The 24,835-nt window shown below is 61.3% G+C and carries 24 protein-coding genes; 12 read left to right on the top strand and 12 right to left on the bottom strand.

The features are described from left to right. Positions 1–203: 203 nt before the first annotated feature. The gene (gene recA / locus HMPREF1022_RS07900) at positions 204–1,301 is read right to left on the bottom strand and encodes a recombinase RecA (protein ID WP_008683313.1); all 1,098 of its coding nucleotides are present in this window, start codon (positions 1,299–1,301) and stop codon (positions 204–206) included. A 357-nt stretch (positions 1,302–1,658) separates the two neighbouring features. Between recA and HMPREF1022_RS07895 the strand changes: the two genes are divergently transcribed. The 3 genes from HMPREF1022_RS07895 (at position 1,659) to HMPREF1022_RS07885 (ending at position 5,180) form a co-directional block, all read left to right on the top strand. Continuing rightward, positions 1,659–2,756, top strand: coding sequence for a hypothetical protein (locus HMPREF1022_RS07895; RefSeq protein ID WP_009302699.1), 1,098 nt, complete (start codon positions 1,659–1,661; stop codon positions 2,754–2,756). Between the two features lie 158 nt (positions 2,757–2,914). After that, positions 2,915–3,277, top strand: coding sequence for an RNA polymerase-binding protein DksA (dksA, locus tag HMPREF1022_RS07890; protein WP_008683311.1), 363 nt, complete (start codon positions 2,915–2,917; stop codon positions 3,275–3,277). A 298-nt stretch (positions 3,278–3,575) separates the two neighbouring features. Next, positions 3,576–5,180, top strand: coding sequence for an NFACT RNA binding domain-containing protein (locus tag HMPREF1022_RS07885; RefSeq protein WP_009302698.1), 1,605 nt, complete (start codon positions 3,576–3,578; stop codon positions 5,178–5,180). Between the two features lie 576 nt (positions 5,181–5,756). Here the strand turns inward: HMPREF1022_RS07885 and HMPREF1022_RS07880 are convergent. The 7 genes from HMPREF1022_RS07880 to HMPREF1022_RS07850 all read right to left on the bottom strand — a co-directional run bounded on the left by HMPREF1022_RS07880 (position 5,757) and on the right by HMPREF1022_RS07850 (position 13,349). Next, complete coding sequence (locus HMPREF1022_RS07880; protein WP_008683307.1) at positions 5,757–6,221, bottom strand: YbaK/EbsC family protein; 465 nt, start codon at positions 6,219–6,221, stop codon at positions 5,757–5,759. 390 nt (positions 6,222–6,611) lie between these two features. Continuing rightward, positions 6,612–7,040, bottom strand: coding sequence for a DMT family transporter (locus HMPREF1022_RS07875; protein ID WP_009302696.1), 429 nt, complete (start codon positions 7,038–7,040; stop codon positions 6,612–6,614). A gap of 493 nt (positions 7,041–7,533) precedes the next feature. Next, positions 7,534–8,487: a carbohydrate kinase family protein gene (locus tag HMPREF1022_RS07870; protein WP_009302695.1), complete on the bottom strand. Its 954-nt coding sequence runs from the start codon at positions 8,485–8,487 to the stop codon at positions 7,534–7,536. Between the two features lie 95 nt (positions 8,488–8,582). Then, positions 8,583–8,906 carry a divalent-cation tolerance protein CutA gene (gene cutA, locus HMPREF1022_RS07865; RefSeq protein WP_008683299.1) on the bottom strand — a complete coding sequence of 108 codons (324 nt, stop codon included), beginning with the start codon at positions 8,904–8,906 and terminating at the stop codon, positions 8,583–8,585. Positions 8,907–9,112: 206 nt separating this feature from the next. Further along, positions 9,113–11,770, bottom strand: coding sequence for a hybrid sensor histidine kinase/response regulator (locus tag HMPREF1022_RS07860; RefSeq protein WP_009302694.1), 2,658 nt, complete (start codon positions 11,768–11,770; stop codon positions 9,113–9,115). Between the two features lie 114 nt (positions 11,771–11,884). Continuing rightward, positions 11,885–12,235: an Hpt domain-containing protein gene (locus HMPREF1022_RS07855; protein ID WP_009302693.1), complete on the bottom strand. Its 351-nt coding sequence runs from the start codon at positions 12,233–12,235 to the stop codon at positions 11,885–11,887. A 10-nt stretch (positions 12,236–12,245) separates the two neighbouring features. Next, complete coding sequence (locus tag HMPREF1022_RS07850) at positions 12,246–13,349, bottom strand: HD domain-containing phosphohydrolase (RefSeq protein WP_008683294.1); 1,104 nt, start codon at positions 13,347–13,349, stop codon at positions 12,246–12,248. Positions 13,350–13,652: 303 nt separating this feature from the next. On the opposite strand from HMPREF1022_RS07850, the gene HMPREF1022_RS18115 reads away from it, so the two are divergent. From HMPREF1022_RS18115 to fliR, 6 genes are all read left to right on the top strand, one after another. Then, positions 13,653–13,802: a hypothetical protein gene (locus HMPREF1022_RS18115; RefSeq protein WP_156802902.1), complete on the top strand. Its 150-nt coding sequence runs from the start codon at positions 13,653–13,655 to the stop codon at positions 13,800–13,802. Between the two features lie 5 nt (positions 13,803–13,807). Next, positions 13,808–13,942, top strand: a complete 135-nt coding sequence (locus tag HMPREF1022_RS19075) for a hypothetical protein (RefSeq protein ID WP_269544196.1) — start codon at positions 13,808–13,810, stop codon at positions 13,940–13,942. Between the two features lie 26 nt (positions 13,943–13,968). Further along, positions 13,969–14,268, top strand: coding sequence for a hypothetical protein (locus HMPREF1022_RS18110; protein WP_147568374.1), 300 nt, complete (start codon positions 13,969–13,971; stop codon positions 14,266–14,268). A 76-nt stretch (positions 14,269–14,344) separates the two neighbouring features. Continuing rightward, a complete protein-coding gene (gene nth, locus HMPREF1022_RS07845; protein WP_008683292.1) occupies positions 14,345–15,028 on the top strand; it encodes an endonuclease III in 684 nt (227 codons plus the stop codon). 103 nt (positions 15,029–15,131) lie between these two features. Beyond that, positions 15,132–16,085 (top strand): chemotaxis protein, encoded by a 954-nt coding sequence (locus HMPREF1022_RS07840; RefSeq protein WP_008683291.1) that lies wholly within the window; start codon positions 15,132–15,134, stop codon positions 16,083–16,085. A gap of 228 nt (positions 16,086–16,313) precedes the next feature. Beyond that, entirely contained in the window at positions 16,314–17,105 is a 792-nt protein-coding gene (gene fliR, locus HMPREF1022_RS07835) for a flagellar biosynthetic protein FliR (protein ID WP_009302690.1), read from the top strand. Positions 17,106–17,468: 363 nt separating this feature from the next. Here fliR and HMPREF1022_RS18895 read toward each other — a convergent pair whose 3' ends face one another. Next, on the bottom strand, positions 17,469–17,636 hold the full coding sequence (locus HMPREF1022_RS18895; RefSeq protein WP_009302689.1) for a helix-turn-helix domain-containing protein: 168 nt from the start codon (positions 17,634–17,636) through the stop codon (positions 17,469–17,471). 264 nt (positions 17,637–17,900) lie between these two features. On the opposite strand from HMPREF1022_RS18895, the gene HMPREF1022_RS07825 reads away from it, so the two are divergent. Both HMPREF1022_RS07825 and HMPREF1022_RS19125 read left to right on the top strand, forming a co-directional pair. Next, the gene (locus tag HMPREF1022_RS07825) at positions 17,901–18,164 is read left to right on the top strand and encodes a helix-turn-helix domain-containing protein (protein ID WP_009302687.1); all 264 of its coding nucleotides are present in this window, start codon (positions 17,901–17,903) and stop codon (positions 18,162–18,164) included. Positions 18,165–18,291: 127 nt separating this feature from the next. Beyond that, the gene (locus HMPREF1022_RS19125; protein WP_332248519.1) at positions 18,292–18,570 is read left to right on the top strand and encodes a helix-turn-helix domain-containing protein; all 279 of its coding nucleotides are present in this window, start codon (positions 18,292–18,294) and stop codon (positions 18,568–18,570) included. A 98-nt stretch (positions 18,571–18,668) separates the two neighbouring features. On the opposite strand, the gene gltX is transcribed toward HMPREF1022_RS19125, so the two are convergent. Then, entirely contained in the window at positions 18,669–20,060 is a 1,392-nt protein-coding gene (gene gltX, locus HMPREF1022_RS07820; protein WP_008683286.1) for a glutamate--tRNA ligase, read from the bottom strand. A gap of 84 nt (positions 20,061–20,144) precedes the next feature. Beyond that, on the bottom strand, positions 20,145–22,148 hold the full coding sequence (locus HMPREF1022_RS07815; protein ID WP_009302686.1) for an ATP-binding protein: 2,004 nt from the start codon (positions 22,146–22,148) through the stop codon (positions 20,145–20,147). 714 nt (positions 22,149–22,862) lie between these two features. Between HMPREF1022_RS07815 and argB the strand changes: the two genes are divergently transcribed. Further along, positions 22,863–23,645, top strand: coding sequence for an acetylglutamate kinase (argB, locus tag HMPREF1022_RS07805; RefSeq protein ID WP_009302685.1), 783 nt, complete (start codon positions 22,863–22,865; stop codon positions 23,643–23,645). A gap of 508 nt (positions 23,646–24,153) precedes the next feature. On the opposite strand, the gene HMPREF1022_RS07800 is transcribed toward argB, so the two are convergent. Beyond that, on the bottom strand, positions 24,154–24,768 hold the full coding sequence (locus tag HMPREF1022_RS07800; protein WP_035061054.1) for an HD domain-containing protein: 615 nt from the start codon (positions 24,766–24,768) through the stop codon (positions 24,154–24,156). Between the last annotated feature and the right edge of the window lie 67 nt (positions 24,769–24,835).

Here is a 24,835-nt window from a genome sequence, read left to right as displayed (position 1 = left end):
TGGCGGCTGCGCCCGGCCGAAACTGCAACGGCCGGGGAAAGGATTACGGCCGGGGGATGCCCCCGGGTCCAGGCTGATGACAAAGTCCGCTTCGCGGCCCTTGCGCCGCCAGCGGCGGCGGAGCCGCCGGGCGGAAAGACACGAAAATCGCTCGCGTTGACGTTGTCAGCGCTCTTTGGCCGGGGGATGCCCCCGGCCTCAAACTACTCGTATTCCGGCGTGGCCGGGGAATCCAACGGGGCGGCGCCTTCGTCCAGATCCTCGGCGTTGGGCGTGAACTCCTTGGGATGCATGCCCAGGAATTCGATGACCTTGGCCTCAATCTGATTGCGCAGATCCAGGTTTTCATCCAGCAGGGCGCGCACCTTTTCCCGGCCCTGGCCCAGCTTTTCGGAACCGAAAGCGAACCATGAGCCGCTCTGCTCGACGATCTTGGCCTCAATGCCCAGATCCAGCAGCTCGCCGGAGCGTGAAATGCCCTGGCCGTACAGGATGTCAAAGGTGGCGATGCGGAAAGGCGGGGCCACCTTGTTCTTGACCACCTTGACCTTGGTGCGCGAGCCGAAGGCCTCGTCCTTGTCCTTGAGGGTCTGGATGCGGCGGATGTCCATGCGCACCGAGGAGTAGAACTTGAGCGCGTTGCCGCCGGTGGTGGTTTCAGGGCTGCCGTAGCCCTGCACGCCGATCTTCATGCGGATCTGGTTGATGAAGATCACCGAGGTGCGCGATTTGTGGATGGTGCCGGTGAGACGGCGCATGGCGTGGGACATGAGCCGGGCATGGCCGCCCACCTGGGTTTCGCCCATGTCGCCTTCCAGCTCGGCCTGGGGAATCAGGGCCGCCACCGAGTCGATGACCACCATATCCACCGCGCCGGAGCGCACCAGCATGTCCGCGATGTCCAGGGCCTGTTCGCCGTAATCCGGCTGGGAGATGAGCAGTTCGTCGGTGTTCACGCCCAGGCGCCGGGCATAGGCCACATCCAGGGCGTGCTCGGCGTCCACAAAGGCGCAGGTGCCCCCCAGCTTCTGACATTCGGCGATGATGTGCAGGGTGAGCGTGGTTTTGCCCGAGGATTCGGGCCCGAAAATTTCCGTGACGCGCCCGCGCGGAATGCCGCCCACGCCCAAGGCCAGATCCAGGCCGATGGAACCCGTGGGAATCACGGGAATGTCCACCTGCACGTCGTCGGATAATTTCATCACCGCGCCCTTGCCGTATTTGCGCTCAATGGTGGACAGCGCTGTGCTCAGGGCTTCGGCGCGGGCGTCTTCAGGGCTCAAGGCCGGTTTTTTGGCCATACTGCTGTTGCTCCAGGTAAAAGATATCTCAAGCATCGGCATGGCCGACGCAACCAAGACTCATAAAAAGGCTCTCGCTCTCCGCCCGGAAGGCGCCCCACAGAGGCATCATGTGCCGCACGCGGCATGACTTGCGAAGACGAAAAACGGCGCAAATGCCGCCACGCGGCCTTTGCCGTCAGTCCGGATATTCAAGCGCACCATAATAACAAAGCACCCGGCGCAAGGCAAATCCCCTCCCGCCCTGTGGCTTGCCGCATTCTAACTTAACAGAGATAATTATCAATAGCTGGAATGCCGGACTTTTCCGAGCGAAAGCCTTGCCTTTGGGCGCGTCCTTCGCGTACAAAGCCGGGCATGACTGCAACGCCGGACGTTATCGTACTTTTTTCCGGCGGCCTGGACAGCATCCTGGCCGCCAAGCTGCTGGAGGACCAGGGCCTGAAGGTGCGCTGCCTGCACTGTGTCTCGCCCTTTTTCGGGGATGAAGCCGCGTTGCCGCGCTGGCGGCGGCTGCATAATCTGGACATCGCCAGCCTGGACGTCAGCGAGGATTTCGCGGCCCTGCTGCGCCGCCGCCCCGTTCACGGTTTCGGCAAGGTCATGAACCCCTGCGTGGACTGCAAGATCCTGCTGCTGCGCCACGCCCGCCTGTACATGGAGGCCGTGGGGGCGCGCCTGCTGGCCTCGGGCGAGGTGCTGGGCCAGCGCCCCATGTCCCAACGCCGCGACACCCTGCATGTGATCCCGCGCGACGCGGACGTGACCGGCCTGCTGCTGCGCCCGCTCTGCGCCCGGCTGCTGGCCCCCATCCCTGCCGAGGAAAGCGGCCTGGTGGACCGCACGCGCCTGCTGTCCATTTCCGGGCGCGGGCGCGGGGAACAACTGGCCCTGGCCGAGCGCTTCGGCCTTCAAGAAATTCCCACGCCCGGCGGCGGCTGCCGCCTGACCGAGCGGGAAAACGCCCGGCGCTACTGGCCCGTGCTCACACGTCGCGCCGACGCCGCGCCGTCCCTGGCGCGGGATTTCGCCCTGGCGAATCTGGGGCGGCAATTCTGGCGGCAGGACGACGGGCGCGACTACTGGCTCAGCGTGGGCCGCAACAACACGGACAACAAACGTCTGGCAGCGGCCGCCGGACCGGACGACGCCCTGCTTAGCCTGACGGGCCTGCCCGGCCCTCTGGGGCTGGCACGCCACGGCGCGACTTGGCCGCGTCCCTTGCTGGAGGAGGCCGCCGCCCTGACCGCCTCATATGCCCCCAAGGCCGTGGCCGTCGGCGGACTCACCGCCCTGCGCGCTTCCTGGAAGAACGGCGGCATGGAACTGACCGTCCCGCCGCAACGCGCGGGCACGCCCTGGTCCGAGCCTTCATGGGAAGAGGTGCGGGCCGAAATCCGGGAAGAAGCGCGCCTCAGGCGGGAAATGCCGCCCCGTGCCGCCCCCGGGGCCTGAACCGCGCCGGTGGAGCGCGCGGGCACGACCTTCCCTCTCTGAAGACGACGGCTCTTTACAAAAGAGCCTTTTGCAGCTATACATTCCTATTGCAACCTAAGAGAAGTTTATATGCCGAACCGATATCGCGCATGCGATACAACCCGGCCGGAGGATATATGGATCACAAGGACCTTGAATTTTTCCGCAAACTCCTGTCCGACATGCTGGAGGAAGCCCAACAGAAGGGCGACAGCACCATCGAGGAGTTGACCGACAGCAATGAAGTCTTCGCCGACCCGGCGGACCGGGCCACGGCCGAATCCGACCGCGCCTTTACCCTGCGCATCCGCGACCGCGAACGTCGTCTGATCCGCAAGATTCAGGCCGCCCGGCAGCGCATCGACGACGGCACCTACGGCATCTGCGAGGAATGCGGCGATGAAATCAGCATTCCCCGTCTCAAAGCCCGGCCGGTGACGCGTCTGTGCATCAACTGCAAGGCGAAGCAGGAAGAAGACGAACATCTTCGCGGGGATTAAGGCGGCCGCGTAAAACGCGCCTTTTGCCATCTGGACAGCGTCAGCGGACCGGCGTGGCCCGGGTCTGTACTGTTTTGTACTATCCCCGAGCCACGCCGGTCCGCTTTCTTGCCGGATAACAAAATCTATCGTTTTGCACGGCCGCCCAGTCCCGGAGAGGTCGCTTCCGTAACCTTGTAATTTTCATCCCGCAATTCTCATCCCGCTGTTCAGGCGGGATTTTTCATGGTCAATACCGCGGCGGGAACGGGACGCGCCGCTGTTGCCGCCCGGCCCGTTCCCCTGTAGGCTCGCGCGCATGGACGCCCATCTTTTCCGCCGCTTCTGCGATCTGCTGCTCCCGCTGCTCACCGGCGCACGCCTGGAAAAACTTCAGGAACCCGCGCCGGGCATCCTGACCCTGACTTTTTACGGTTCGGGCCGCAAGCGTCAGCTCTGCCTGCGCTTCGGGCGCAAGGAGCCCTTCTGCTTTCTGACCGAAAGCCGGATCAGCACGGGGCACGCGCCCACGGCGCAGCTTATGCGCCTGCGCAAATACGCGGCCGACCGCCGGGTGGCCGCCTGCGTGGCGCAGTTCTGGCAGCGCAGGCTCTGGCTGTTGCTGGGCGGAGCGGCCGAGCCCGCGCCGGGCACAAGCCTGACATGGCTGTTGCTGGACCTGCGCGAGGGCGCATCCCTGCATTTCCTGGACGCCCAGGACGGGCCGGAGACGGAAGACGCGCGCTGGCCCGCGCCAGCCGAACTGGCCCGAGCCCGCAGCGACTGGCGGCAGTGGCCCGTGCTCACGCCCTCCCTGCGCCGCAGCCTGGAGCGGATGGAAGAACCCGAACAGTGGGCCCTGCTGGAAGATCTGCGCGGGGGCGGGGGCGATGTTTTTCTCTACAGCGCGGGGGGATCTGACCGGCTTCGGGACAGTTGCGGGGGCGTCCGCTCCGCCACGGCCTGGCCCCTGCCGCCTGGCCTGCGCGGGGATTTGAAGGAGGAAAGCGGCCCGGACGTCCTGTCCCTGCTGGAGCGGGCCGGGCAAAGTCTGGTGCTCGAGCGTCTGGCCAAGGACAAGGCCGTGGCCGCCGCCCTGCCTCTGACCCGACGCGGCCGCAAGCTGGATCGCCTGCTGGACAAACTGCGGGAGGAAGAAGCCCGGCTCACAGCCATGCGCGCGGCCCGGACCGACGCCCTGGCCCTGCGGGAAAACCTCTGGCGCTGGCCTGCGGATTTACGCGCGCCCCTTGTCAATCTGCCGGAAACGGAACACGGCCCGGCGAGAGATATCAGGCTGGACCCGCGCTATACAGTGCGCGAAGCCATGGAACGGCTTTTTCACACCGCCCGGCGCGGGCAGCGCGGCCTGGAGCATCTGGCCCAACGCCGCGCCGCTCTGGAAGCCGAGGCCGCGGCCCTAGAACGCGCGCGCCGGGAAAGTCTGGCGGGCATATCAGGCGATGATGCGGGCGAGGCGGCTTCAGCCGCCGGTTCAGGAGAAGCCATGCGCCGCCCCCTGCCCGGCGGCCTGCCCAAAAACGTGCAGCTCTTTATCAGCGAGGACGGCTTCGCCCTGCTGCGGGGCCGCGACGCCAAGGGCAATCTGGCGGCGCGCAAGCTGGCGGCGCCCCATGATATCTGGCTGCACGCCGACAACGGCCCCGGCTCGCATGTGATCATCCGGCGGGCCCATGGCGGCCAGCCTGTGCCCGAGCGCACCCTGGACCAAGCCGGAGGCCTGGCGGCCTGCAAGAGCTGGCAGCGCGACGCGGCCGTCGCGCGCATCATCTATGCCGAAATGCGCCATGTGAAGCCCCTGCGCAACGCCTCGGCGGGCACCGTGCGGATAGACAAGGTATTCGCCTCCCGCGAGGTGCCCGTGGACCACGAGCTGGAAACGCGCCTGCTGCCCGACGCATAGAGCATTTCGACCTTGAAATGCTCTAACGAGGCTGCGAGAGCAGCCTCGCGCCACGAAGCCGTAAGCGCAATTTATTTGCGCTGTTGCCTCTCCCGTTAGCGAGTCTTCGAGCTTTACGGGCGAGGACAGCATAGCTAAGCGGCAGAATAAGCGTGCCTTTAACTTTGGAATGGGCAGCATTTCAAAGTTAATCCGCTCTAGAGAGTGGCGTCATGAGATGGATTTTCGTGTTATATCAAGGAGAAAGAGCCTTTTAGCACTGCTGTCTTTATCCGTAATGCTCGTTCCTCGCATAACGGCTAAAGCATGGAGGAAGTGTACTCTTATGGTACTCGCTTCAGCCGTTGCGACGAAGGAGCTTTAGCCGTAGGCGAACTTGTGAGCCGTACGGATAAAGACAGCAACGAGTTACACAAAACCCCTCTCATCGAAATCACTGTCGCTATCCGTAACACAGCAGAGCTGTGAACAGCTAGCGCGACCGGAATAAAAGACGAATTTCGACGCGGAGATAACCGAAAAGACACTCATGACGACACCCTCTGGGGGAAGTGCCGCAAGCTGTACGGGCCGCCGTCACTCCGCCTTGCAGACGTCCACCCAGACGCCGCCGGTGACGCGCTCCAGGTCCGCCAGGGAGATTTCCACGGCGTTATTGGGCGCGCCCGCCGCCGGATAGACCGGGTCGAAGTTCTTCAGACTTGCGTCCAGGTACACGGGCACGCCCTCGGGCAGGGCAAAGGGGCAGACCCCGCCCATGGGATGCCCCACCAGGCTTTCCACGTCCTCGGCCTTGATGAAATGGGCCTTCTGGTGAAAAACGTCCTTGAACTTGCGGTTGTCCAGCCTGGCCGTGCCCATGACCACCAGTACCAGCGGGCCGTCCTTGCCCAGCAGGGAGAGAGTCTTGGCGATGCGCCCAGGCTCGCAGCCCACGGCGGCAGCCGCCAGATCCACCGTGGCGCTGGAAACCTCGAACTGACGGTAGGCCGCGCCCAGCCCGTGCCGCTCCAGAAATTCCCGTACCGCATCCACCCGCATGTTTTTTCCTCCCGGCGGATATGGCCGACCCGCCGTCTCACATTGCAACGTTATTGAAACCTTCCAGGGACTGTTTCCGAATCAGGAAGTTTTGCCTTTCCAGCGAGAAAGGCGGGCCCGCTTTGAAGGAGTGTACTCTTTTGGCACCCGACTGAAAAAACGGGCGGAACCTGACGCGGAGATAACCGAAAAAACGCCCATAACGATACCCTCTAGGTTTAGCCCTCATTAACACGCCGTCCGCGAAAAGCTGATTTTTTTCGGGCAGCAAGGCGCAAAAGAGAAATCGGACGAAGCTGTATTGAACATACCGCGAGGTCAACTTCTTTTGGCAACGCCGCTGTACGGAAAAAGGCGGCTTTGCAGCAGGCGCTTTAACAAGGGCTGAGCCTAGCGCCGGAATACCAGCAGCAGCCCCGCCAGCACCAGGGCAAAACCCGCCAGCCGCCGCCAGCCGAAGGGCGTCACCGGCAGGCCGAACCAGCCGAAATTGTCGATAACCGCCGCCATGACCAGATTGCCGAAAATCATGGCCAGCACGGTGGTCAGCACGCCGATGCGCGGCACGGCGATAATGGTGTTGAGCACCATGACCGCGCCCAGGATGCCGCCGACCCACTGCCAGGGCGGCGTTTCCGTCACGCGCAACAGCTGGCCACGGCCGAAAAAGAACACCGCCAGAGCCAGAAAGAGCGTGCCGACCGCAAAAGAAATCAGGCTGCTTTCCAGCACGCCCACCGTGCGGCTCAGGGCCGCGTTGATGGGCGACTGCATGGCGATCATGCAACCGGCCAGCAGCATCAGCAGAATATACAACATAGCGGTTCCGTCCTTTGCGAGGCGCACCCGCTTCAGGGGCTGTCTCCAGAGCATGTTGCGCTTGAAATTATCGCTTAACGGCGAACTAAATTCGCCTTGCGATAATTTCGCGGTGCGGATTTTCACGGAAAATCCGCACAGAGCGTTGAGATATTTTCAATATCAAAACGCTCTAAAAAGATGGATTTTGTTACCCGGCATGGAAACCGGCGATCGCAGAACAAGGTTAGAACATTTCAACTTTGAAATGCTCTAACGCCGCACACCGTGCGGCGCGCCGCGAAGACCGACCCGAAGGGCTGTCCACGTTGGCGACAACGGAACCATACGGGGATCGACAGCAACGATAACCACGTTTTTCGGCGGAATGCCAACTTTGAAATTTGCAAATTTCAAAGTTAATCTGCTCTGGTACTTTTATGGTACAGCCTTGGGCTGCGATCGCCGGTTGACGCGGCCCAGGAGGCAAAAGGCGCTTTTCGAGGAGCCCCTGCTACGGCAGCAGGCCCTCGGGCAGCGCCCCAAATACCGCCTCATAGCGCTCCCGGAACCGGGCCGGGGTATAGATGTGCTCCTGGGTGCCCATTTTTTCCAGGGCGAAGCTGGCGCTCACCGAACCCAGTTTGGCGGCCTCGGGCATGGGCAGGCCGTGGGTCAGGCCCTTGAGCAGGCCCGCGCGGTGGGCGTCGCCCGCGCCCGTGGGGTCCACCACGCCCGTGGGCGGCACCGGCGCAATGCGCACTTCCGTGCCGTCGGCCCCGCGCACCAGCGCGCCTTCCGCCCCCAAGGTGGTCACCAGCCAGAGGGTGCGGCCCAGCAGCTCGTCCTCGCTCTTGCCCGTGGCCTTGCAGATCATATTCAGTTCGTAGTCGTTGGTAATGCAGGCCAGCGAGCCCTCAATGGCCGACAGCAGGTCCGCGCCGGAAAGCACGGGCAGCTGCTGGCCGGGATCGTAAATATACGGCACGCCCTTTTCCTTATAGAAGGCGGGCAGGCGGCGCATGTCCTCCACATTGCCGGGCGAAACGATGGCGATGTCCGTATCCGGGTCCAGATCGGGGAAAGAGTACTGGGCGGGCAGGGTCATGGCGCCGGGGTAGAAGCCGGTGATCTGGTTGCTGTTCATGTCCGTGGTGATGTAGCAGAGCGCGGTGAAGATATCCGCGTCGCGCCGGATGCCGTCCAGGGGCAGGCCCAGCGTGTTCAGGGCTTCGGCGTAGGGCACGAAGTCGCGTCCGGCGGCGGCCACGATGACCGGTTTTTCGTCGAGCAGGGCCAGGGAATAGGCGATATTGCCCGCGCAACCGCCGCGCCGCTCGTCCATGCCGTCCACCATGAAGCTGACGTTGATCATGTGCAGCTTGTCCATCAGGATGTGATCCTGAAAATTGCCGGGAAAAGTCATGATGCGGTCAAAGGCCAGGGAACCGGAAACATAGATGGACATGGTCGCCTCACTGTTGCGGATATATGCCGCCTCAACCGCTTCGGGGCTGTCGCTCACTTGAGAAACGGTTTAAAGCAGATCAACGTTGAAATGCTCTACCCCACGGACGGCAGGCTGTTTTCCTCAATCCAGAGCAAAAATGGCTGGTGCCCGGCCTCCAGGGGCAGGGCCACAATACAGGGCACTTCGTAGCTGTGCGCGCGGCGCACAGCCGCGCAAAAATCCTCAAAAGCCGCGCGGCTGACCTGGGCCAGCAGCAGGCATTCCCCGGCCTCGCGCACCTCGCCTTGCCAGCGGTAGACCGACCGTGCGCCGGGCAACACGTTGACGCCCGCCGCCAACCGGGCTTCCACCAGCATACGGGCCAGGTCCAGGGCTTCCCGCTCATGGGGCACGGTGACATAGACCAGAAAGGACATGCTTCCTCCGGCACGCCGGGAAACGGCATGAAGTTCAGTTTACACGGCAATGCCGCGCCGGTCCAGAAGCAGCGGGGAAACGACCCGGTCGGGCGCGTCCGCCTTTATACCCGCTGTATCGCGACACCGGCTTCATCTCCGTTCCGGCGGAGTCATTAAACACGTTCTTGCAGCCGGCCCGGCGTTTTCAGACGCCCCCGCCCGCATCAGTCTTCAAGATGCGAGGCAATCAGCCGGTACAGGGCGGCCACGTCAATGGGCTTGGCCAGATGGCCGTTCATGCCCGCCGCCACCGCGGCCGCGATGTCCTCGCTAAAGGCATTGGCGGTCATGGCAAGAATGTGGATTGTTTCCGCGTCCGCATGGTCCGAGGCGCGGATGGACCGTGTGGCCACGTAGCCGTTCATGACCGGCATCTGCACGTCCATAAGAATAAGCGCATAGTGCCCGGGCTTGGAAGAAGTGAATTTTTCCAGAGCCTCCCTGCCGTCCTCGGCGCACTCGACGGCGGCCCCCGCCATTTCCAGGAACTCCTTGGCGACTTCCCGGTTGAACTCGTTGTCCTCGACCAGCAGAATCCGCCTTCCGGAAAAATCATACTCCCGGCGCTTGGAAACGCTCAATTCGGCCTTTAGCGGGGCGTGCCGCGTGACAGAAAGCAGCGTGTCGTACAAGGTGGAGGCAAAAAACGGCTTGTTGATAAAGGCATTGACTCCGGCCTCGCGCGCCTCCCGCTCAATGGGAGACCAGTCATAGGCGCTGATGATAATGATCAGCGTGTCCGGCCCGACCTCCCGACGGATGCGCCGCGCGGTTTCCACGCCGTCCATGTCGGGCATCTGCCAGTCGATGAGGCAAACGTCGTAATCATCGCCGCATTCACGCGCCTGCAGGATGAGATCCATGGCCTCCGTGCCGGTGAGAACCCACCTAGTGCGCAGCCCCATTCTGCCCAGCAGCAGCGAGGCATGCTCGCAGGTGCCGCGATCGTCGTCCACCACCAGCACCTTGAGCGGGTCCAGACCGGATAATTCCCGTGAAGGTTGGCGGCCGCTCAGGCCGAAGGGAAGCTCCACGGTAAATTCCGTGCCCTTGCCCTCCTTGCTTTTTACCGAAATCATGCCGCCCAGCAGGGAAACAAGGTTTTTGGTAATAGCCATGCCGAGCCCCGTGCCGCCGAACTGGGAGGCGGTGGCGGCCGTGGCCTGTTCAAAGGGCGTGTACAGACGGCTGAGAAATTCCGCACTCATGCCGATGCCCGTATCGCGGATAATGAAGCGGAACCGGACGTTATTGTGATTTTTATGAAGTTGCCGGATGTCCAGCCGGATGGAACCGCCCTTGGGCGTGAACTTGACGGCGTTGGAAAGGATATTGATCAGGATCTGATTCAGGCGCATGCCATCGCCGTTCAACTCTTCCTCATCAACTTCAGACAGGGATACCTCGAAATTCTGTCCCTGTTCCTGAATTTGCGGCTGAATGAGGTTCACTATCCCCTGGAGGGACAGGCGTAAGTTGAACGGCTCGTGCGCGATGGACAGTCTGCCCCTCTCGATCTTGGACATGTCGAGCACATCGTTGATGAGGCCGAGCAGATGGCGCGAGGACTGGGCGATTTTGCCGAGGCAATCTTCCAGGCGGCCCCGGTCATCCAACCTGCTCAAGGCAATGGTGGTCATGCCGATGATGGCGTTCATGGGCGTGCGGATTTCATGGGACATGTGCGAAAGAAAATTGCTTTTGGCGGCATTGGCGCCGCGCGCGGCTTCAAGGGCGTCGCTCAGGGTCTGCTGGTACATGAGGGTGTCGGTCTGATCGGTCAGCACCATGATCTGGCGTTCCAGCGCGCCGTTCTGATACACGGGATAGACCCGGACCTTAAATTGCCGCCGACTCCCCGCAAGCTCGGCAGCCCGCTCGACCGGGCCGCGCAAGGCGCTGTCGCTGAAAACCGTCCGCAGCCACTCATTCAATTCCGGCGTCAGCAACGCATAGAATTTGTCGTTATCTTGGCACAACTCTTCCGAGGAGAAACCGATGATGCGCTTGCTGTTGGGGCTGACATATTCAAAACTCCCACGGCCGTTGGAAATGAAAAATACATCGTCTATATTTGCGGCGAGCAGGTTGAACAGCATTTCGCGATAGGCAATTTCCCTGTTCTTCTTCCGTTCAAGTTTGTTCGTATAGACGATCAGCCAGATGATGAGTCCGCCCATCAGCAAGGTGACAAGGATGGAAACGGCTCTTGCCCGGTCCATATCAGACAGCATCGCCGCGCCTCTGAGGTCGGCGCCCTTGCCGATGCGGTCCAGCGCCCTGTCCAGAGTTTTCAGAAAAGGGAATACCTCACGTTTGAGATATTCGTTGGCTTCGTCAAAGGTCGCGTCTCCGACAAGCGCCCGGCCGGCCGACCCCAGGGCCTGCCAGAACTCGGCCAGGGCCTTCTCCAGAGCGGCCAAGTCGGCCGCATCGCCCAGATAGTTGGCCCTGATATTCTCCATGGAAACATCCTGCGCATTTTCCTGCCGTTTCAGGATGTTTTCAAGCTCCGGCAGGGACAGGTCGGGCGTGGCCAGCAGCGTGGGAAGCATATTTTTCACTTCACTCATACGAACCATCATTTCGCGGGCTTCGCGTGAGACCGTATAGGGATGGTCATAGAGCTCGGTTGTCGCTTCACCGAGTCTGTACATGGTAAAAACCACAAACAGCACATAGCAGACGGTGATGACGCACAGCCCCATAGTCCGCAGATTTTTCGGCGACACGATGCCGCGTTCTTCGCCGGAAACGGCGTTATCTTTCGTTACCGCCGCCAACGTTGCCGTTTCACCTGGAACCGGATTGCGGAGCTTCATATTGCTGTCCAAAGGCTTGGGGTGCGTGCAGACTAGTTCGACTTCAACAAAAAAACGCGGGGAAAGCCGGGACGCGCCAAGCCCTCCCCGGCGGAAGCGACCCGCCCGCAACGCCTATTCGTGCAGAACGGCGCAAATTTTTCTGTAACTCGCTGCGATGTCCGGCATCATTCTGACGGCTTCGTCCCAGTTTCCGGCCCGCATGCATTCTTCCTGCCGCAGCACCAGCGCCTGCATGGCCACACAACCAAGAGTGCCGCAGACACTTTTCAGCGAATGCGCCGCGATCCCGGCTGCCTCCCGGTCACCGGCCGCAATGGCCGCCTCCAGCCCGGCATAGCTTTTTTCAGTCAGAAACTTCCGCAGATAGCGTTCCAGCATGGCCTCGTTGCCCATGAAGCGCTCCAGGGCGCCATGGATATTAATGCCCCCGGCCTCCAGCCGCGCTTTCCTGTTCTGATCCATCCCGTTCACCTCATTCCCGCATATCCGTTGCCTGCGTTACATAAAGATTGCGTATCCGCCCTTCGATATCCTGAAAATATTCCAGAAGCCGCGGATTGAACACGCCGCACTCGCCGTTGGAAATCATGCCGACAGCCTGGTCAAAACCAAAGGCGTCCTTGTAGACTCGTTTGCTGACCAGGGCGTCGTAGACATCGGCAATGGAAACGATCTGCGCCCAAAGAGGAATGGCGTCGCCCTTGAGCCCGTCCGGGTAGCCCCGGCCGTCCCAGCGTTCATGATGATGCCGGGCGATATCGTAGGCATAGCCGAAAAACGGCAGGGCCCGCATCTGGGGGATCTGCTCCAGCAGGCGGCAGCCTTCGGTGGTATGTGTTCTCATTATGGCGAATTCTTCGCCGGTAAGGCGGCCGGGCTTGTTCAATATGGCGTCGGGAATGGATATTTTGCCCACATCATGCATGATGGCGGCCAGGGAAACATGCTGGATGGTCTCTTCCGAAAAACCGTTTCCCAGTGGGGAATGCGTAAGAAACAGTCGGGTGATGTCGTGAATCCGCCGGACATGCTCGCCGGATTCGCCGCTGCGGAATTCGGTGGCCGTGGCCAGGGACTCTATCATCCCCATGTTCAGTTCGAGCAGCCGCTTGGTCTGCCGCAGTATTTCATTTTTTTGCCGGTCGACAATGGTCGCGAACTCGTTGCGCGCCGTGAACAGTTCAATGACGGAATTGACGCGGCGCTTGACGATATGGGAGGAAACAGGCTTGGAGATGACATCCATCACACCGAGATCATAAGCCTTCTTGATAACGCGATCGTCCGTTTCGCCCGTGATGAGAAATACGGGAATCTGACTGAGCACATTTTCCCTGCCGAGTTCCTCCAGCATGGCGATGCCTCCCATCACAGGCATGGCCACATCAAGAAGAACCGCGCAGACTTCCCGCCTGCGCAGCCGCAATTTATCAAGGCCTTCCCTGCCGTTCTCCGCCGTTTCAATGGAGTGAGCCGTTGCGAAAATGTTCGCCAGCACCGTGCGGTTTATTTCGTCATCGTCAACAATAAGGAGCGTGTTTGGAGCATCCGCCTGACATCTGAATGAATTTTCCATAGATATTTACTGGGGAGTTATACAGTATATCGCGCTGTGTTTATCTTCCGCCAAGTATCACATTGTTGCTCTTGCCCCGGAAACCACATATCATTTAATTTTATGTCATGCCGCCATTCAAATAAAAGATACATAAAAAAATTAATAAGTTATGTTTACATTTAACCCATAATCATAGTTAATTGCTTTTAATAGTCCGGTTTCATTGATTTTCTAAATATAACCAAGTTTTTTTAAATACGGAATTTTCCTGATCCCGGCAAGTGCTCCCAGGCGATTTCCAGCGGGCGGCCGGGCGGTGCAATGGGCCCAGTCCATGAAGGGCACTTCATGGACTGGGAAATGCTCCGGCGTTACGTCCTGATCGCGCTGTTCCGCATCCTGGCGATAGTGGGCGTGTTCTCCCATATGAGCCATGAACTGCGCACGCCCAGGGGCGGCATCTGGGCCTGAGCGAATTGCTGCTGCACGAGGATGCCGCGCCCCGCCAACGGGATTTTCTGGAAAAAATCCTTTTCCCAGCCCGCATTCTGGTGCGGATCATCGGCAATATTCTGGAATTTTCACGCTTGCAGAGCGATAGCTCGACCTGAACATCGCCCGCAAGCTGGCGGGAGCCATGCACTGCGAGATCAGCTGCGAAAGCGCGCCCGGCAAGGCCACCTGCTTCAGCTTCACGGCCCTGTTCGATCCGGGCAAGGCGCAGGGCATGGCGGCAAAACCGGATCTTCCCGCCGACGGGCCGGAGCAAAGCGCGGCTTTGGCCGACGCGTCTCCGTCCATCCGGAACAAGCGCATCCTGCTGGCCGAGGAGAACCCGTCAGCCAGATGGCGGCGCGGGAACTGCCGACCGCCCTGGGCGCGCGGGTGGACACGGCGGACGACGGACTGGAAGCGGGCATGGCCGCCCACCTGCTGAGCGAGGCGCTCACGCGGCTGCCGGGCCGGGCCTGCTGCGCCTTGCGGGCCGCTGCCGCCTGTGGCATAGCAGAGGCATGACAAAAGCAGAATCCCGCCCGGCACGGGCGCAAAAAGTCCTGGCCGCCCTGCAGGCCCGCTACCCCAGGCCCGAAACCCACCTCAATTCCCATAACGCCTGGGAACTGCTGGTCGCCACCGTGCTGGCCGCCCAGTGTACCGACGCGCGGGTCAATACCATCACGCCGGAACTCTTCCGGCGCTGGCCAGGCCCGGCGGAACTGGCCGGGGCCACCCAGGAAGAGCTGGAAGAGGTCATCCGTTCGGCGGGCTTTTACCACAGCAAGGCAAAAAATCTGCTGGGCGCGGCCCGGCGCGTGCGGGACCACTTTGAGTGCCGGGTGCCCCAGGCCCTGGAACATCTGGTGACCCTGCCGGGCGTGGCCCGCAAAACAGCCAATGTGGTCCTGTTCGGCGCTTTCGGCATCAATGAGGGCCTGGCCGTGGACACCCACGTGAAGCGGATCAGCCACCGGCTGGGCCTCACGGACCAGACCGACCCCGTGGCCGTGGAACGGGACCTGATGGCGCTGTTCCCGCAACAGGAGTGGGGCGACGTCAACCACCGCATGGTCTGGTTCGGACGGGATGTCTGCCACGCCCGCAAGCCTCGTTGCGGGGAATGCGAAATGGCCTCCTTCTGTCCCCGCCTGGAGCCGCCCAAGGAAAAAAGCGGGCGCAACAGCGCGGGACGGCGCTGAACGCGGCGGAAATTTTGCGGATATTTTCCCACGCGTCTTAAGGAAAGCGTGCGGCCGCCGATAAGATTCATTGACGCCGTTTCAGCCAAGGACGAGGAATGCCATGACCCAGAACAGCTTGCTCAACGTCAATAATAATGAGCTCGAAATCATAGAATTTCTCATTGAGGAAAAGCAGCCCGACGGCAGCGCCTACAGCGGGCACTACGGCATCAATGTCGCCAAAGTGCTGGAGATCATCCGCCTGCCCAGCGTGACCAGCGTGCCCAGCAAGCATGACTCCTCGGTGCTCGGCACCTTCAATTTGCGCGGCAAGGTGCTGCCCATCCTGAATCTGGCGGCCTGGCTCGGCAAGGAAATGGCCAGCGATGAGAACAACAAGGTCATCGTCACTGAATTCAGCGGCGTGCAGGCCGCCTTTCTGGTTTCCTCGGTGACCAGCATCCACCGGATGACCTGGGACCGCATCGAGCCGCCGAACAAATACGTGCAGGCCTACTCACGCGAGAGCATCACCGGCGTGCTGCGCATCCAGGACCGGGTGCTCTTCATTCTGGATATGGAAAAAATTCTTGCCAGCCTGGACAGCACCCTGGACATGTCTCAGGTGGAGGTGGACACCACTCCCGTGGAAGGCGCGGGCCAGTTCCATCTGCTGGTGGCCGACGACTCCAGCTCCTTGCGGCATATCCTCAAATCCTCGCTGGAAAAATCCGGTTTTCAGGTCACGGTGGTGGGCAGCGGCCGGGAGGCCTGGGACTATCTTTCGGAACTGCGCAACGAGGCCCAGTCCAAACAGGTGGAACTCACCGAACTGGTGCATCTGGTCATTTCCGACATTGAAATGCCGGAAATGGACGGCCACGCGCTCACGGCCAAAATCCGCGAGACGCCGGGCACGCAGGACCTGCCGGTAATCCTCTTCTCCTCCCTGATCACCGAAGCCCTGCGCGCCAGAGGCGTCAAAGTGGGCGCGGACAGGCAGGTTTCCAAGCCTGATTTGCCCGGCCTGAACAAGATTATCCGCGAGCTGATCGCCGAAAAGCTGCACAAGTAGAGCATGTTGCGCTTGAAATTATCGCTTAACGGCGAAGTAAATTCGCCTTGCGATAATTTCGCGGTGCGGATTTTCCGTGAAAATCCGCACCGCGCGTTGAGATATTTTCAATATCAAAACGCTCTAATCCACGACGGCCTGACCCGGCCGCAACGGCACAGCATTTTCGGCCCGCGCTAAAGCGCGGGCCTTTGCCTATCTGGCAGCCTTTTTGCATCTCCGCCCGGCATGGATGCCTTCAGTTATAATCCGGCGGCTGTGCTCAGCCTGTTGCTCACCATGATGCGGGTGAGCATCGTCATGTTCATGCTGCCGGTCTTTTCCACCAACAACATCCCCATCCCGGTCAAAGCGGCCGTCACCATTGTCTTTTCGCTGGGCGTATGGCCGCATCTGGCCCTGTCCGGTGCGATCATGCCCGCCCACCCCTTTGACATGGTTCTGATGTTGTTGGGCGAGGTGGTACTGGGCCTGGTGCTCGGCATGGCCGTCAATTTTTTGTTTATGGGCATCCAGGCGGGCGGCGAGTTGCTGGGTTTTCAGATGGGTTTCACCATGATCAATTTCGCGGACCCGCTCACCGGCAACCAGACCGGCGCCACAGCCTTTTTTCTCTGGATGGTCTCTCTGCTGGCCTTTCTGGCCCTGGACGGGCATCTGTACATGATCAAGGGCTTTGCCGCCTCCTTTGCCCTGGTGCCGCCCGGCGGCCTGTTCATCGGCGAGAATCTGCTCTGGCAGGTGCTGGATCTGGCGGCCCAGGTCTTCGTGCTGGCGCTGAAAATCGCCGCGCCGGTCATGGTGGCCCTGTTCATGGTGGAAGTGGCCCTGGCCCTGGTGGCCCGCACCTCGCCGCAGATTCACATCATGGAATTCGGCTTTCCCATCAAGATCGGCGTGGGTTTTTTCTTTGTGGGTCTGCTGCTGGTTGTCATGGCCGACCATGTGGAGCACTTCATCAACGGCATGGACGGGCTGTTCACCCATCTGCTGCGGGCCATGAGCCCGCTGTATCAGTAACGGTCCGGCGCTCTCTCCAGGAGCAGCGTACCGTTAAGATTGTGCCCCATTTCAAAGGCAGGGCATGTCAGCCTTCAACGCTCCGCGTTATTTCTTCCATTCCGAGCATCAATATCAACGAACTCACAGGCGAGGAACGAAATCCGCACTCCGGGTAAAACGCCGCCGCTTTGTCATGCGGAGCGTGCGCCAGCATGGCCCGGATGCCCGCTATTGACGGGGCCCGCAACGTCCGCCTTACCAGTTCGTTGGCAAACTCCCGAGCCTAAGACTATTCCGACGGGCGGCTTTTCGCCACAGGCACAGCCTGTACGACCGGCGGGTCAGCCTCGGCCGGACACAGCAGATGCACGCCATCTCCCGTCAGTATCCAGTCGGGATTGACCCCCGGCTGCGTAAGAGTGTGAGCAACCAGTCGGCGGGAATGACTTTACGTCTCCGCGCGTCCGATACGAACGACCGGGTGATGCCCAGCGCCGCAGCCAGAGCGGTTTGCGTTCCGCACCCGGTCACAGCCCGGATGCGTTCCATTGCCGCCTCATAATCGGGAATTGAGCCGCCATCCATTGCCTTTCATGCTCCTTTTTACCTTCTACAACATTTTGCGTTTGAAATGTTACACATTTCAAATTCCACGCCGCCCGCGTGCCGAGGAAAACGCGATTTTCCCGAAGCATGCGGCCACCAGAACGATTCACTCATTTCAAACGCGAATTGCTCTGACAGCATCAAGATTTAGTGATAATATACTATCACTGACATGTGGCTTCATCAATCCGGTGCTATCTGGATTCAATGAGAGAAGGTCCGAACTTTTGCCGTGCCTTGGGGCAGGTTGTCCGGGAGCACAGAGAAAAGCGCCACTGGACGCGCGAACAGCTGGCTGCCGACACCGGCATTTCCGTGGCGCATATCCGGGTTATTGAAGTGCGTGAGGGAAATCCCTCGGTCATGGTTTTTGTTTCCATCGCGGCGGCGTTCGGCATTGATGCGGACAAATTACTGCTTGAAGTCATCCAGCGTCAGGCCTATCTGAACGACAAAAATCAGCCGGAATAAATCCACACAATAAAAAATCCCGGCCTGTGCCTGTGGGCCCTGAACGCCTGTGTACGGGTTATCAAGCATCTCCCCGCTCTTTGCCCTGCCTGATGTTCCGCGCGAGCCATAGCCACCATAGTGCCTCATGCGTGTCGGCCAGTCAGTCCGGTGCTATCCGGGTCAGATGAGAGATACCCCAAACTTTGATCTGGCTTTGGGACAGATCATCCGCGAGCACAGAGAACGGCTTGGAATGAGCCGCAAAGAACTGGCCGCCAGGATTGACGGCTCTGAATCCCACATCAAGGCCATCGAATCCAGAAAACGGAATCCGACAATCACGGTTTTGTCCTGCTTGCCGAGGCATTGGGCATCGACGCAGGCGCGTTGTTATTTGAGATCAAACAAAGACAGTCCTATCTGAACGACAAGAGTCAGCCGGAATAAATCCACACAATAAAAAAGCACAGGCCGGGAAGTTTCCGGTCTGTGCCCGAATTGCGACAGGAAGACGAGTGTGTTTTATCCGGCGGCCCGCTCCAGCCTCGCCAGCGTCTCCTCCCGGCCCAGAAATGCCATGATCTCGTTGAGATGCGACCCGCCCATGAAGCCCATGAGCGCCGTACGCAGAGGCGGGGCCACTTCCTTGAACTTCAGACCGTTGTCCGCCACATAGGCGTTGAGAGCGGCTTCCAGGGCTTCGGCGCTGAAGGGCTCGCAGGCCTTGAAGACGACGGCCAGAGCGCGCAGATGGGCCTTGCCCGCGTCCGTGAAATGCTTGTTGGCGTCCTTTTCCGCATAGGCCAGCTCGGCGGCGGGTACGAGCAGGGGGCGGAAGCTCTCGGCCAGGGCCTTGAGATTGTTGGCCCGCTCGCGGAACATCACGCACAGGGGTTCCAGGCGCTCCCTAGACAGATCGCCCAGACCGGCCTCCCGCACAAAGGGCTCCACCAGTGCGGCCAACTGGTCCAGGGGCAATTCGCGCATGAAGTGGGCGTTGCACCATTCCAGTTTGGCCGGGTCAAAGGCCGCTGCCGCCGGATTGAGGTTGCTGCCGTCGAAATACTGTACCAGCTCGTCCAGGCTGAACAGCTCCTGATTGCCGTGGGACCAGCCCAGGCGCACCAGATAACTGACCAGGGCCTGGGGCAGCAGGCCATCCTTCTGGTATTCAATGACCGCTCGCGCGCCGTGACGTTTGGAAAGCTTCTGGCGGTCCGGGCCCAAAATCATGGGCACATGGCCGAAGCGGGGCACGGGCAGGCCCAGAGCCTCATAAATCAGGATCTGGCGCGGGGTGTTGGACACATGGTCGTCGCCCCGGATCACGTGGGTGATGCCCATTTCATGGTCGTCCACCACCACGGCCATATTGTAAGTGGGCATGCCGTCGGCGCGGCGGATGACCATGTCGTCCAGCTCGCCCACATCCACCGCGATCTTGCCCTTGACCATGTCGTCAAAGACCACCTTGCCCGTGAGCGGGGTTTTGAGGCGCACGCAACGCCCCTCGCCGGGGCCCAGGTCACGCGTGCGGCAGTGGCCGTTATAGCGCGGTTTGAGGCCGTTTTGGCGGGCCTCCTCGCGCATGGCCTCCACCTCTTCAGGCGTGCAGGAACACCAGTAGGCGTGGCCTGTTTCCAGCAGCTTGTCCACATAGCTGTTGTACAGGTCCGTGCGCCGGGTCTGATAGGTGAGCCCGCCGTCCCAGTCCAGGCCCAGCCAGCGCATGGAGGCCAGGATGGAATCCGTGTATTCCTGCTTGGAGCGCAGCAGATCCGTGTCTTCAATGCGCAGATGGAAGCGGCCGCCGTAATGGCGGGCCAGAAGCCAGCAGAAAATGGCGGTGCGCGCGCCGCCGATGTGCAGATGCCCGGTGGGGCTGGGCGCAAAACGGGTAACAACGTCTGACATGGTGTAACTTTCCTTGAAGAGTGAAGTGTCTGCCGGACTTACGCGCTCACGCGCGGCCCTGTCAAGAAGCGGCCAGGGGGGCGCTCAGTCCGGCCGGGCCTTGGGCCGCCGCCGGGCATAGCTTTTGAGCATGCGGGTCAGCTCGTTCACATCCACGGGTTTGGTCAGATGCCCGTCCATCCCCGCGGCCAGGCTGCGCTCGGCGTCGCCGCGCATGGCATAGGCCGTCATGGCGATGATCGGCGTTTCCACCGCGCCGGGCAGACCGCCGGCGCGGATCTCGCGGGTGGCCGTGTAGCCGTCCATGACCGGCATCTGTACATCCATGAGGATGAGGTCGATGTCCTCGTGCCGGGCGCGCCAGATATCCAGAGCTTCCCGCCCGTTGACCGCCGGAATGCAGACCGCGCCCATGCCGTCCAGCAGGGCTTCCATGATTTCGCGGTTGATGTCGCCGTCCTCGGCCACCAGCACGCGCAAGCCCTTGAGGCAGTTCAGATCCTCGGGGCCGTCGGCGGCGTCGGCGGGCAGGTCCGCGCCTGCGGCCAGCCGAAACGGCAGCTCCACCCGAAATACGCTCCCCTTGCCTTCCTCGCTCTCCACGGAAATGCCGCCGCCCATCAGCGCGGTGAGGCGGCGGCAGAGGGCCAAGCCCAGGCCCGTGCCTCCGAAACGACGGGTGATGGAGGTGTCCGCCTGGGAAAAAGGCTTGAAAATACGGGCCTGTTCCTCAGGGCTCATGCCGATGCCCTCGTCGCTGACGCTGCAGCGCAGGCGCACCATATCCGTGGTGCGGTGCGCCAGTTCCAGATCAATGCGCACCGTGCCGTGCTCGGAAAATTTCACCGCGTTGCTGCCCAGATTGAGCAGTATCTGACGCAGGCGCAGGGCGTCGCCCGAAAGGACGGTCGGGATGTTCGGATCAATGACGGTTTCCAGACCGAGCTTTTTGGCCTGGGCCTTGGGCTGGAGCAGGGTCAGCACGGCCTCGATTTCATGCGCGGGCTGGAAGGGGAGATTTTCCAGCTCCATGTGGTTGGCCTCAATTTTAGAAAAATCCAGCAGGTCGTTAATGATGTCCAGCAGGGATACGCAGGTGCCGTGGATTTTCTCGATGTAGTCGCGCTGCTGCGGCGTGAGGTCGGTATTCAGGGCCAGATAGGCCATGCCCATGATGCCGTTCATGGGCGTGCGGATTTCGTGGCTCATATTGGCCAGAAAAATGCTCTTGGCGGCATTGGCCGCCTCTGCCTCATTCTTGGCCTCGCGCAGCATGCGCTCGTGCAGGCGGCGTTCCGTGACGTCGTCGGTATAGCCCGCGATGCGGCGATTCTCCCCGGAGCCCATGACCTCATAGGCCAGTTTGAGCCAGCGCTGGCCCAGCCGGGGATGCAGCACGCGCACCTCGGTATGTTCGTGCCGCCCCACCACCCAATTCGCAGGATGCCGCAGAGCCCGCCAGGCCTCGCGGTCCTCGGGCACAAGGCGCGCTTCCACCGCGTCCACGCGCTCTTCATCGCCAAGGCCTTCAGGCAGGCCCAACTGGCCGAAAAAAATATCGTTGCCCGTGAGTTCCAGCTCCCCTTCGCCGTGCCGCAGTTCAAACACGCCGAGCCGCCCCAGGCGGCAGGCCAGGGAAAGCCGCGCCAGGCTCTCCCGCAGGGACTGGTGCATGGCCTGAATCTCACTGACATCCTGATGGTAGCCGGTGATGCGCACCAGGGGGTCGTCGTCCGCGGAAATGCGGCGGCCGCCGCAACGCACGAAAATCACGCCCCACTTGGGATGATGGTAGGGATAGCGCACTTCGTGCATCTGGGTGTCGGCCAGAAACCGGTCCACCACGTCATTGACGTCGTCGTCGCACTTCTTGTCCACCCGACCGCGCCAGAAGGCGAAACACTCCTCCGGCGCGGGATGCTCTTCCAGTCCCAGCAGGCGCAGCATAGGCGCGCTGGCCAGCATGGAGCAACAGCCGTTGCGGGTGTCGATCATGATCACCCAGAGGCCGGTATTGGCGGCATCCATGGCCTCCTGCATCCAGGACTGTTCTTTGAGCAGGTTACGCCAGGCAAGATCTTGGCTCATGGAAACTCCGGAAAAATGAACGTATCCATTTCTACCTTTTTTAACAGTGCAAGGCAATGCGGGGACCAGGGCAGACGCATCTAATTCCAGGCTTTGCAGGCCTTTTATTTGCCGTGATGATCCGTCAAAACCAGCCTTTTGTGTGCTGGCTGCGTCATCTGGCGCTTTTTGCTGCTCATGTACTTGAGTACGCTCTGCTCTCGATGCCCGTAAGGCTCGCCCGGCTCGCCAACGGGCACGGCCCTTTGGGCCGCCTTCCGGTCGGTTTCCGCGCAAAAAGCGCCATTTTCCTTGCCGGCACGCAAAAATCTTGCTTCAGCCGTTGCGACGAAGGAGCTTTAGCCGTAGGCGAACTTGTGAGCCGTACGGAGAAAGACAGCAACGCTAGCTACGGATGAAGACAGCAATTGGTTACGCAAAATTATATCCAAGGAAATCGCTGTCGCTATCCGTAAGCCGCTGACGCGGCAACGGCCAGCGCATTTTTTAGGATTCTCCCGGCACCAGCCATCCGCCTGCGCTTCGCTCCGGCGGAGTAAAGGTAGCTTCGCCTCTTTTTGCTCGTTCCCCGATCTATCGGGGAATAAAGGCTTTTTAGATGCGTCTGCCCTGATGCGGGGGCGCCGCAGGCTTGCGCCCCACGCCCCCGGATGCTATTTTTCCGCTTCCGTAACGCGCGGATCATGCGCCGGAACACAGCAGCGGAGAACAGCCATGACACAGCCCACAGTGGTCATTAAATACGGCGGTCACGCCATGGACAAGCCGGAGTTGAGCGAAGCCTTCGCCACGGATCTGGCCCATCTTGCCGGACAGGGCATGCGCCTTGTGGTGGTGCACGGGGGCGGGCCGCAGATCAGCGCCCTGCTCGCACGCCTGCGGGTTGAAAGCCGCTTTGTGGACGGCCTGCGCGTGACGGACGAAGCCACCATGCAGGCCGTGGAAATGGTGCTCTGCGGCCAGGTCAACAAGGCGGTAGTCAGCGGCTTCGCGCGGCACGGCGTGCGCGCGGCGGGCATTTCAGGCCGCGACGGCAATCTGCTGCGGGCGCGGCGCAAGAACCCGGCCCTGGGCCTGGTGGGCGAGGTCACGGAAGTGGACCCGGCCCTGCCCCGCTGCCTGCTGGACACCGATTTTCTGCCGGTGGTGGCGCCCGTGGCCTCGGGCCCGGACGGCGAAGCCCTGAACATCAATGCCGATACGGCGGCGGGCGCGCTGGCCGGGGCCCTGGCGGCCGAGTATTTTGTGCTGATTTCCGATGTGCCGGGCGTGCTGAACGCCGACGGCAGGCTGATTCCCGGCCTGAACCGGGCGGAAATCGCCCGCCTGAAAGAGGACGGCGTGATCAGCGGCGGCATGATCCCCAAGGTGGAAGCCTGCCTGAACGCGCTGGACGCGGGCTGCTCGCGCGCGTTGATTCTGGACGGCCGCGCCCAATCCAGTCTGCGGCGCTATCTCCTGGATGACGCGCCGCTGGGCACGGTGGTGGCGCGATAGGGGCTGCCTCCAGATGCGGCATAATGCGGCACCATACCGGAGCTGTTTCTAAATTGAAAAATTTTGGCTTTCCGGCAAGGAAGACGAGTTTTTTGCGGCGGGAGTGTACTCTCATGGTACTCAACCAAAGGAAAAAACGAGTCTGACGCAGCCGGAAGTCAAAAGAGCCCATTTAGAGCAGCTCCTAGAGCAGATTAACGTTGAGAATTGACATTCTCAACGTTTTTAAGGCGCTCGCCCTGCTCTCAATGTCCGTGCGGCGCGCTTCGCGTGCCTACGGCCATGGCCCTGCGGGCCACCCTTCGGGTCGGTCTCCGGCGCTTAGCTCTGCTGTCCTCGCCCGTAAAGCTCGAAGACTCGCTAACGAGCGAGGCAACCGCGCAAATAAATTGCGCTTACGCCTGTCTCTGCTGTCGTCATCCGTAAGGCGGCATAGCCGCCAACGGCTGACGCTCGTGGCGGACGTCCGCTCACGCAGCCGCCAGAGCAATTTCACTTTGAAATTGCTCTAATCCGGTTCCCGGTGGTGAACCCACCAGCCCTTGTCCACCTGGCCGTACCACCAGCGGTTGGGGTCCGTGCGCAGAACGGCCTCGGCCAGCTCGCGGGCCAAGGGCGTGCGCAAGCGCTTGAGCGCGCTGTCCAGCCATTCCTCGGCAAAGGCGTTGCCCTTGCTCAATTCCACATGCAGATTGCAGATCAGGTCCAACTGATCCGCATCGTGGGCCAGCTCGGCTTCCAGGCTCCGCCCGTCAGCCAGTTCGTCCCAGAAACCGAGGATATCTTCCGCCAAGCCGGTGCCTTGCGTGGCGTCCTCCAGGGCCTCCCGCGCGCGGCACTGGTTATAGCGGTGATTGACGTAGTTGAAATCGCCGGTGCGGGCCTCGTGCAGATCGTGAAACAGGCAGAGAAAGGTCACCCGCGCCGGGTCCGCCCCGGCCAGACGCGCCAGGGCGTAGCCCAGCACGCTGACCCGATAGGAATGCTCGGCCACATTCTCCTTGCCCGAGCCCAGAAAGGCGTAGCCGCTGCGCGGCGTGTGGCGCAGCATGCCCACCTCGTTGCAGAAGTCCGCCAGCCGTCCGAGCTGTTCCGCGGAAAGTCGCTTCGATGTCGTCGTCATATGGCCTCATAGTCCCCCATCCGGAGGGGGCGGTCCCCCGACAGATGGATTTTGTTCTCCGGCCTTT

The organism is Desulfovibrio sp. 6_1_46AFAA (genome assembly GCF_000224635.1).
In the GTDB taxonomy this organism is placed as follows: domain Bacteria; phylum Desulfobacterota; class Desulfovibrionia; order Desulfovibrionales; family Desulfovibrionaceae; genus Desulfovibrio; species Desulfovibrio fairfieldensis.
This window is presented reverse-complemented; position numbering and strand designations above follow the sequence as displayed.

What these genes read in the sequence shown, in the direction of transcription:
- recA (WP_008683313.1), bottom strand. Translation starts at nt 1,301, where the DNA reads ATGGCCAAAAAACCGGCCTTGAGCCCTGAAGACGCCCGCGCCGAAGCC.
- HMPREF1022_RS07895 (WP_009302699.1), top strand. Translation starts at nt 1,659, where the DNA reads ATGACTGCAACGCCGGACGTTATCGTACTTTTTTCCGGCGGCCTGGAC.
- dksA (WP_008683311.1), top strand. Translation starts at nt 2,915, where the DNA reads ATGGATCACAAGGACCTTGAATTTTTCCGCAAACTCCTGTCCGACATG.
- HMPREF1022_RS07885 (WP_009302698.1), top strand. Translation starts at nt 3,576, where the DNA reads ATGGACGCCCATCTTTTCCGCCGCTTCTGCGATCTGCTGCTCCCGCTG.
- HMPREF1022_RS07880 (WP_008683307.1), bottom strand. Translation starts at nt 6,221, where the DNA reads ATGCGGGTGGATGCGGTACGGGAATTTCTGGAGCGGCACGGGCTGGGC.
- HMPREF1022_RS07875 (WP_009302696.1), bottom strand. Translation starts at nt 7,040, where the DNA reads ATGTTGTATATTCTGCTGATGCTGCTGGCCGGTTGCATGATCGCCATG.
- HMPREF1022_RS07870 (WP_009302695.1), bottom strand. Translation starts at nt 8,487, where the DNA reads ATGTCCATCTATGTTTCCGGTTCCCTGGCCTTTGACCGCATCATGACT.
- cutA (WP_008683299.1), bottom strand. Translation starts at nt 8,906, where the DNA reads ATGTCCTTTCTGGTCTATGTCACCGTGCCCCATGAGCGGGAAGCCCTG.
- HMPREF1022_RS07860 (WP_009302694.1), bottom strand. Translation starts at nt 11,770, where the DNA reads ATGAAGCTCCGCAATCCGGTTCCAGGTGAAACGGCAACGTTGGCGGCG.
- HMPREF1022_RS07855 (WP_009302693.1), bottom strand. Translation starts at nt 12,235, where the DNA reads ATGGATCAGAACAGGAAAGCGCGGCTGGAGGCCGGGGGCATTAATATC.
- HMPREF1022_RS07850 (WP_008683294.1), bottom strand. Translation starts at nt 13,349, where the DNA reads ATGGAAAATTCATTCAGATGTCAGGCGGATGCTCCAAACACGCTCCTT.
- HMPREF1022_RS18115 (WP_156802902.1), top strand. Translation starts at nt 13,653, where the DNA reads ATGGGCCCAGTCCATGAAGGGCACTTCATGGACTGGGAAATGCTCCGG.
- HMPREF1022_RS18110 (WP_147568374.1), top strand. Translation starts at nt 13,969, where the DNA reads ATGCACTGCGAGATCAGCTGCGAAAGCGCGCCCGGCAAGGCCACCTGC.
- nth (WP_008683292.1), top strand. Translation starts at nt 14,345, where the DNA reads ATGACAAAAGCAGAATCCCGCCCGGCACGGGCGCAAAAAGTCCTGGCC.
- HMPREF1022_RS07840 (WP_008683291.1), top strand. Translation starts at nt 15,132, where the DNA reads ATGACCCAGAACAGCTTGCTCAACGTCAATAATAATGAGCTCGAAATC.
- fliR (WP_009302690.1), top strand. Translation starts at nt 16,314, where the DNA reads ATGGATGCCTTCAGTTATAATCCGGCGGCTGTGCTCAGCCTGTTGCTC.
- HMPREF1022_RS18895 (WP_009302689.1), bottom strand. Translation starts at nt 17,636, where the DNA reads ATGGAACGCATCCGGGCTGTGACCGGGTGCGGAACGCAAACCGCTCTG.
- HMPREF1022_RS07825 (WP_009302687.1), top strand. Translation starts at nt 17,901, where the DNA reads ATGAGAGAAGGTCCGAACTTTTGCCGTGCCTTGGGGCAGGTTGTCCGG.
- HMPREF1022_RS19125 (WP_332248519.1), top strand. Translation starts at nt 18,292, where the DNA reads ATGCGTGTCGGCCAGTCAGTCCGGTGCTATCCGGGTCAGATGAGAGAT.
- gltX (WP_008683286.1), bottom strand. Translation starts at nt 20,060, where the DNA reads ATGTCAGACGTTGTTACCCGTTTTGCGCCCAGCCCCACCGGGCATCTG.
- HMPREF1022_RS07815 (WP_009302686.1), bottom strand. Translation starts at nt 22,148, where the DNA reads ATGAGCCAAGATCTTGCCTGGCGTAACCTGCTCAAAGAACAGTCCTGG.
- argB (WP_009302685.1), top strand. Translation starts at nt 22,863, where the DNA reads ATGACACAGCCCACAGTGGTCATTAAATACGGCGGTCACGCCATGGAC.
- HMPREF1022_RS07800 (WP_035061054.1), bottom strand. Translation starts at nt 24,768, where the DNA reads ATGACGACGACATCGAAGCGACTTTCCGCGGAACAGCTCGGACGGCTG.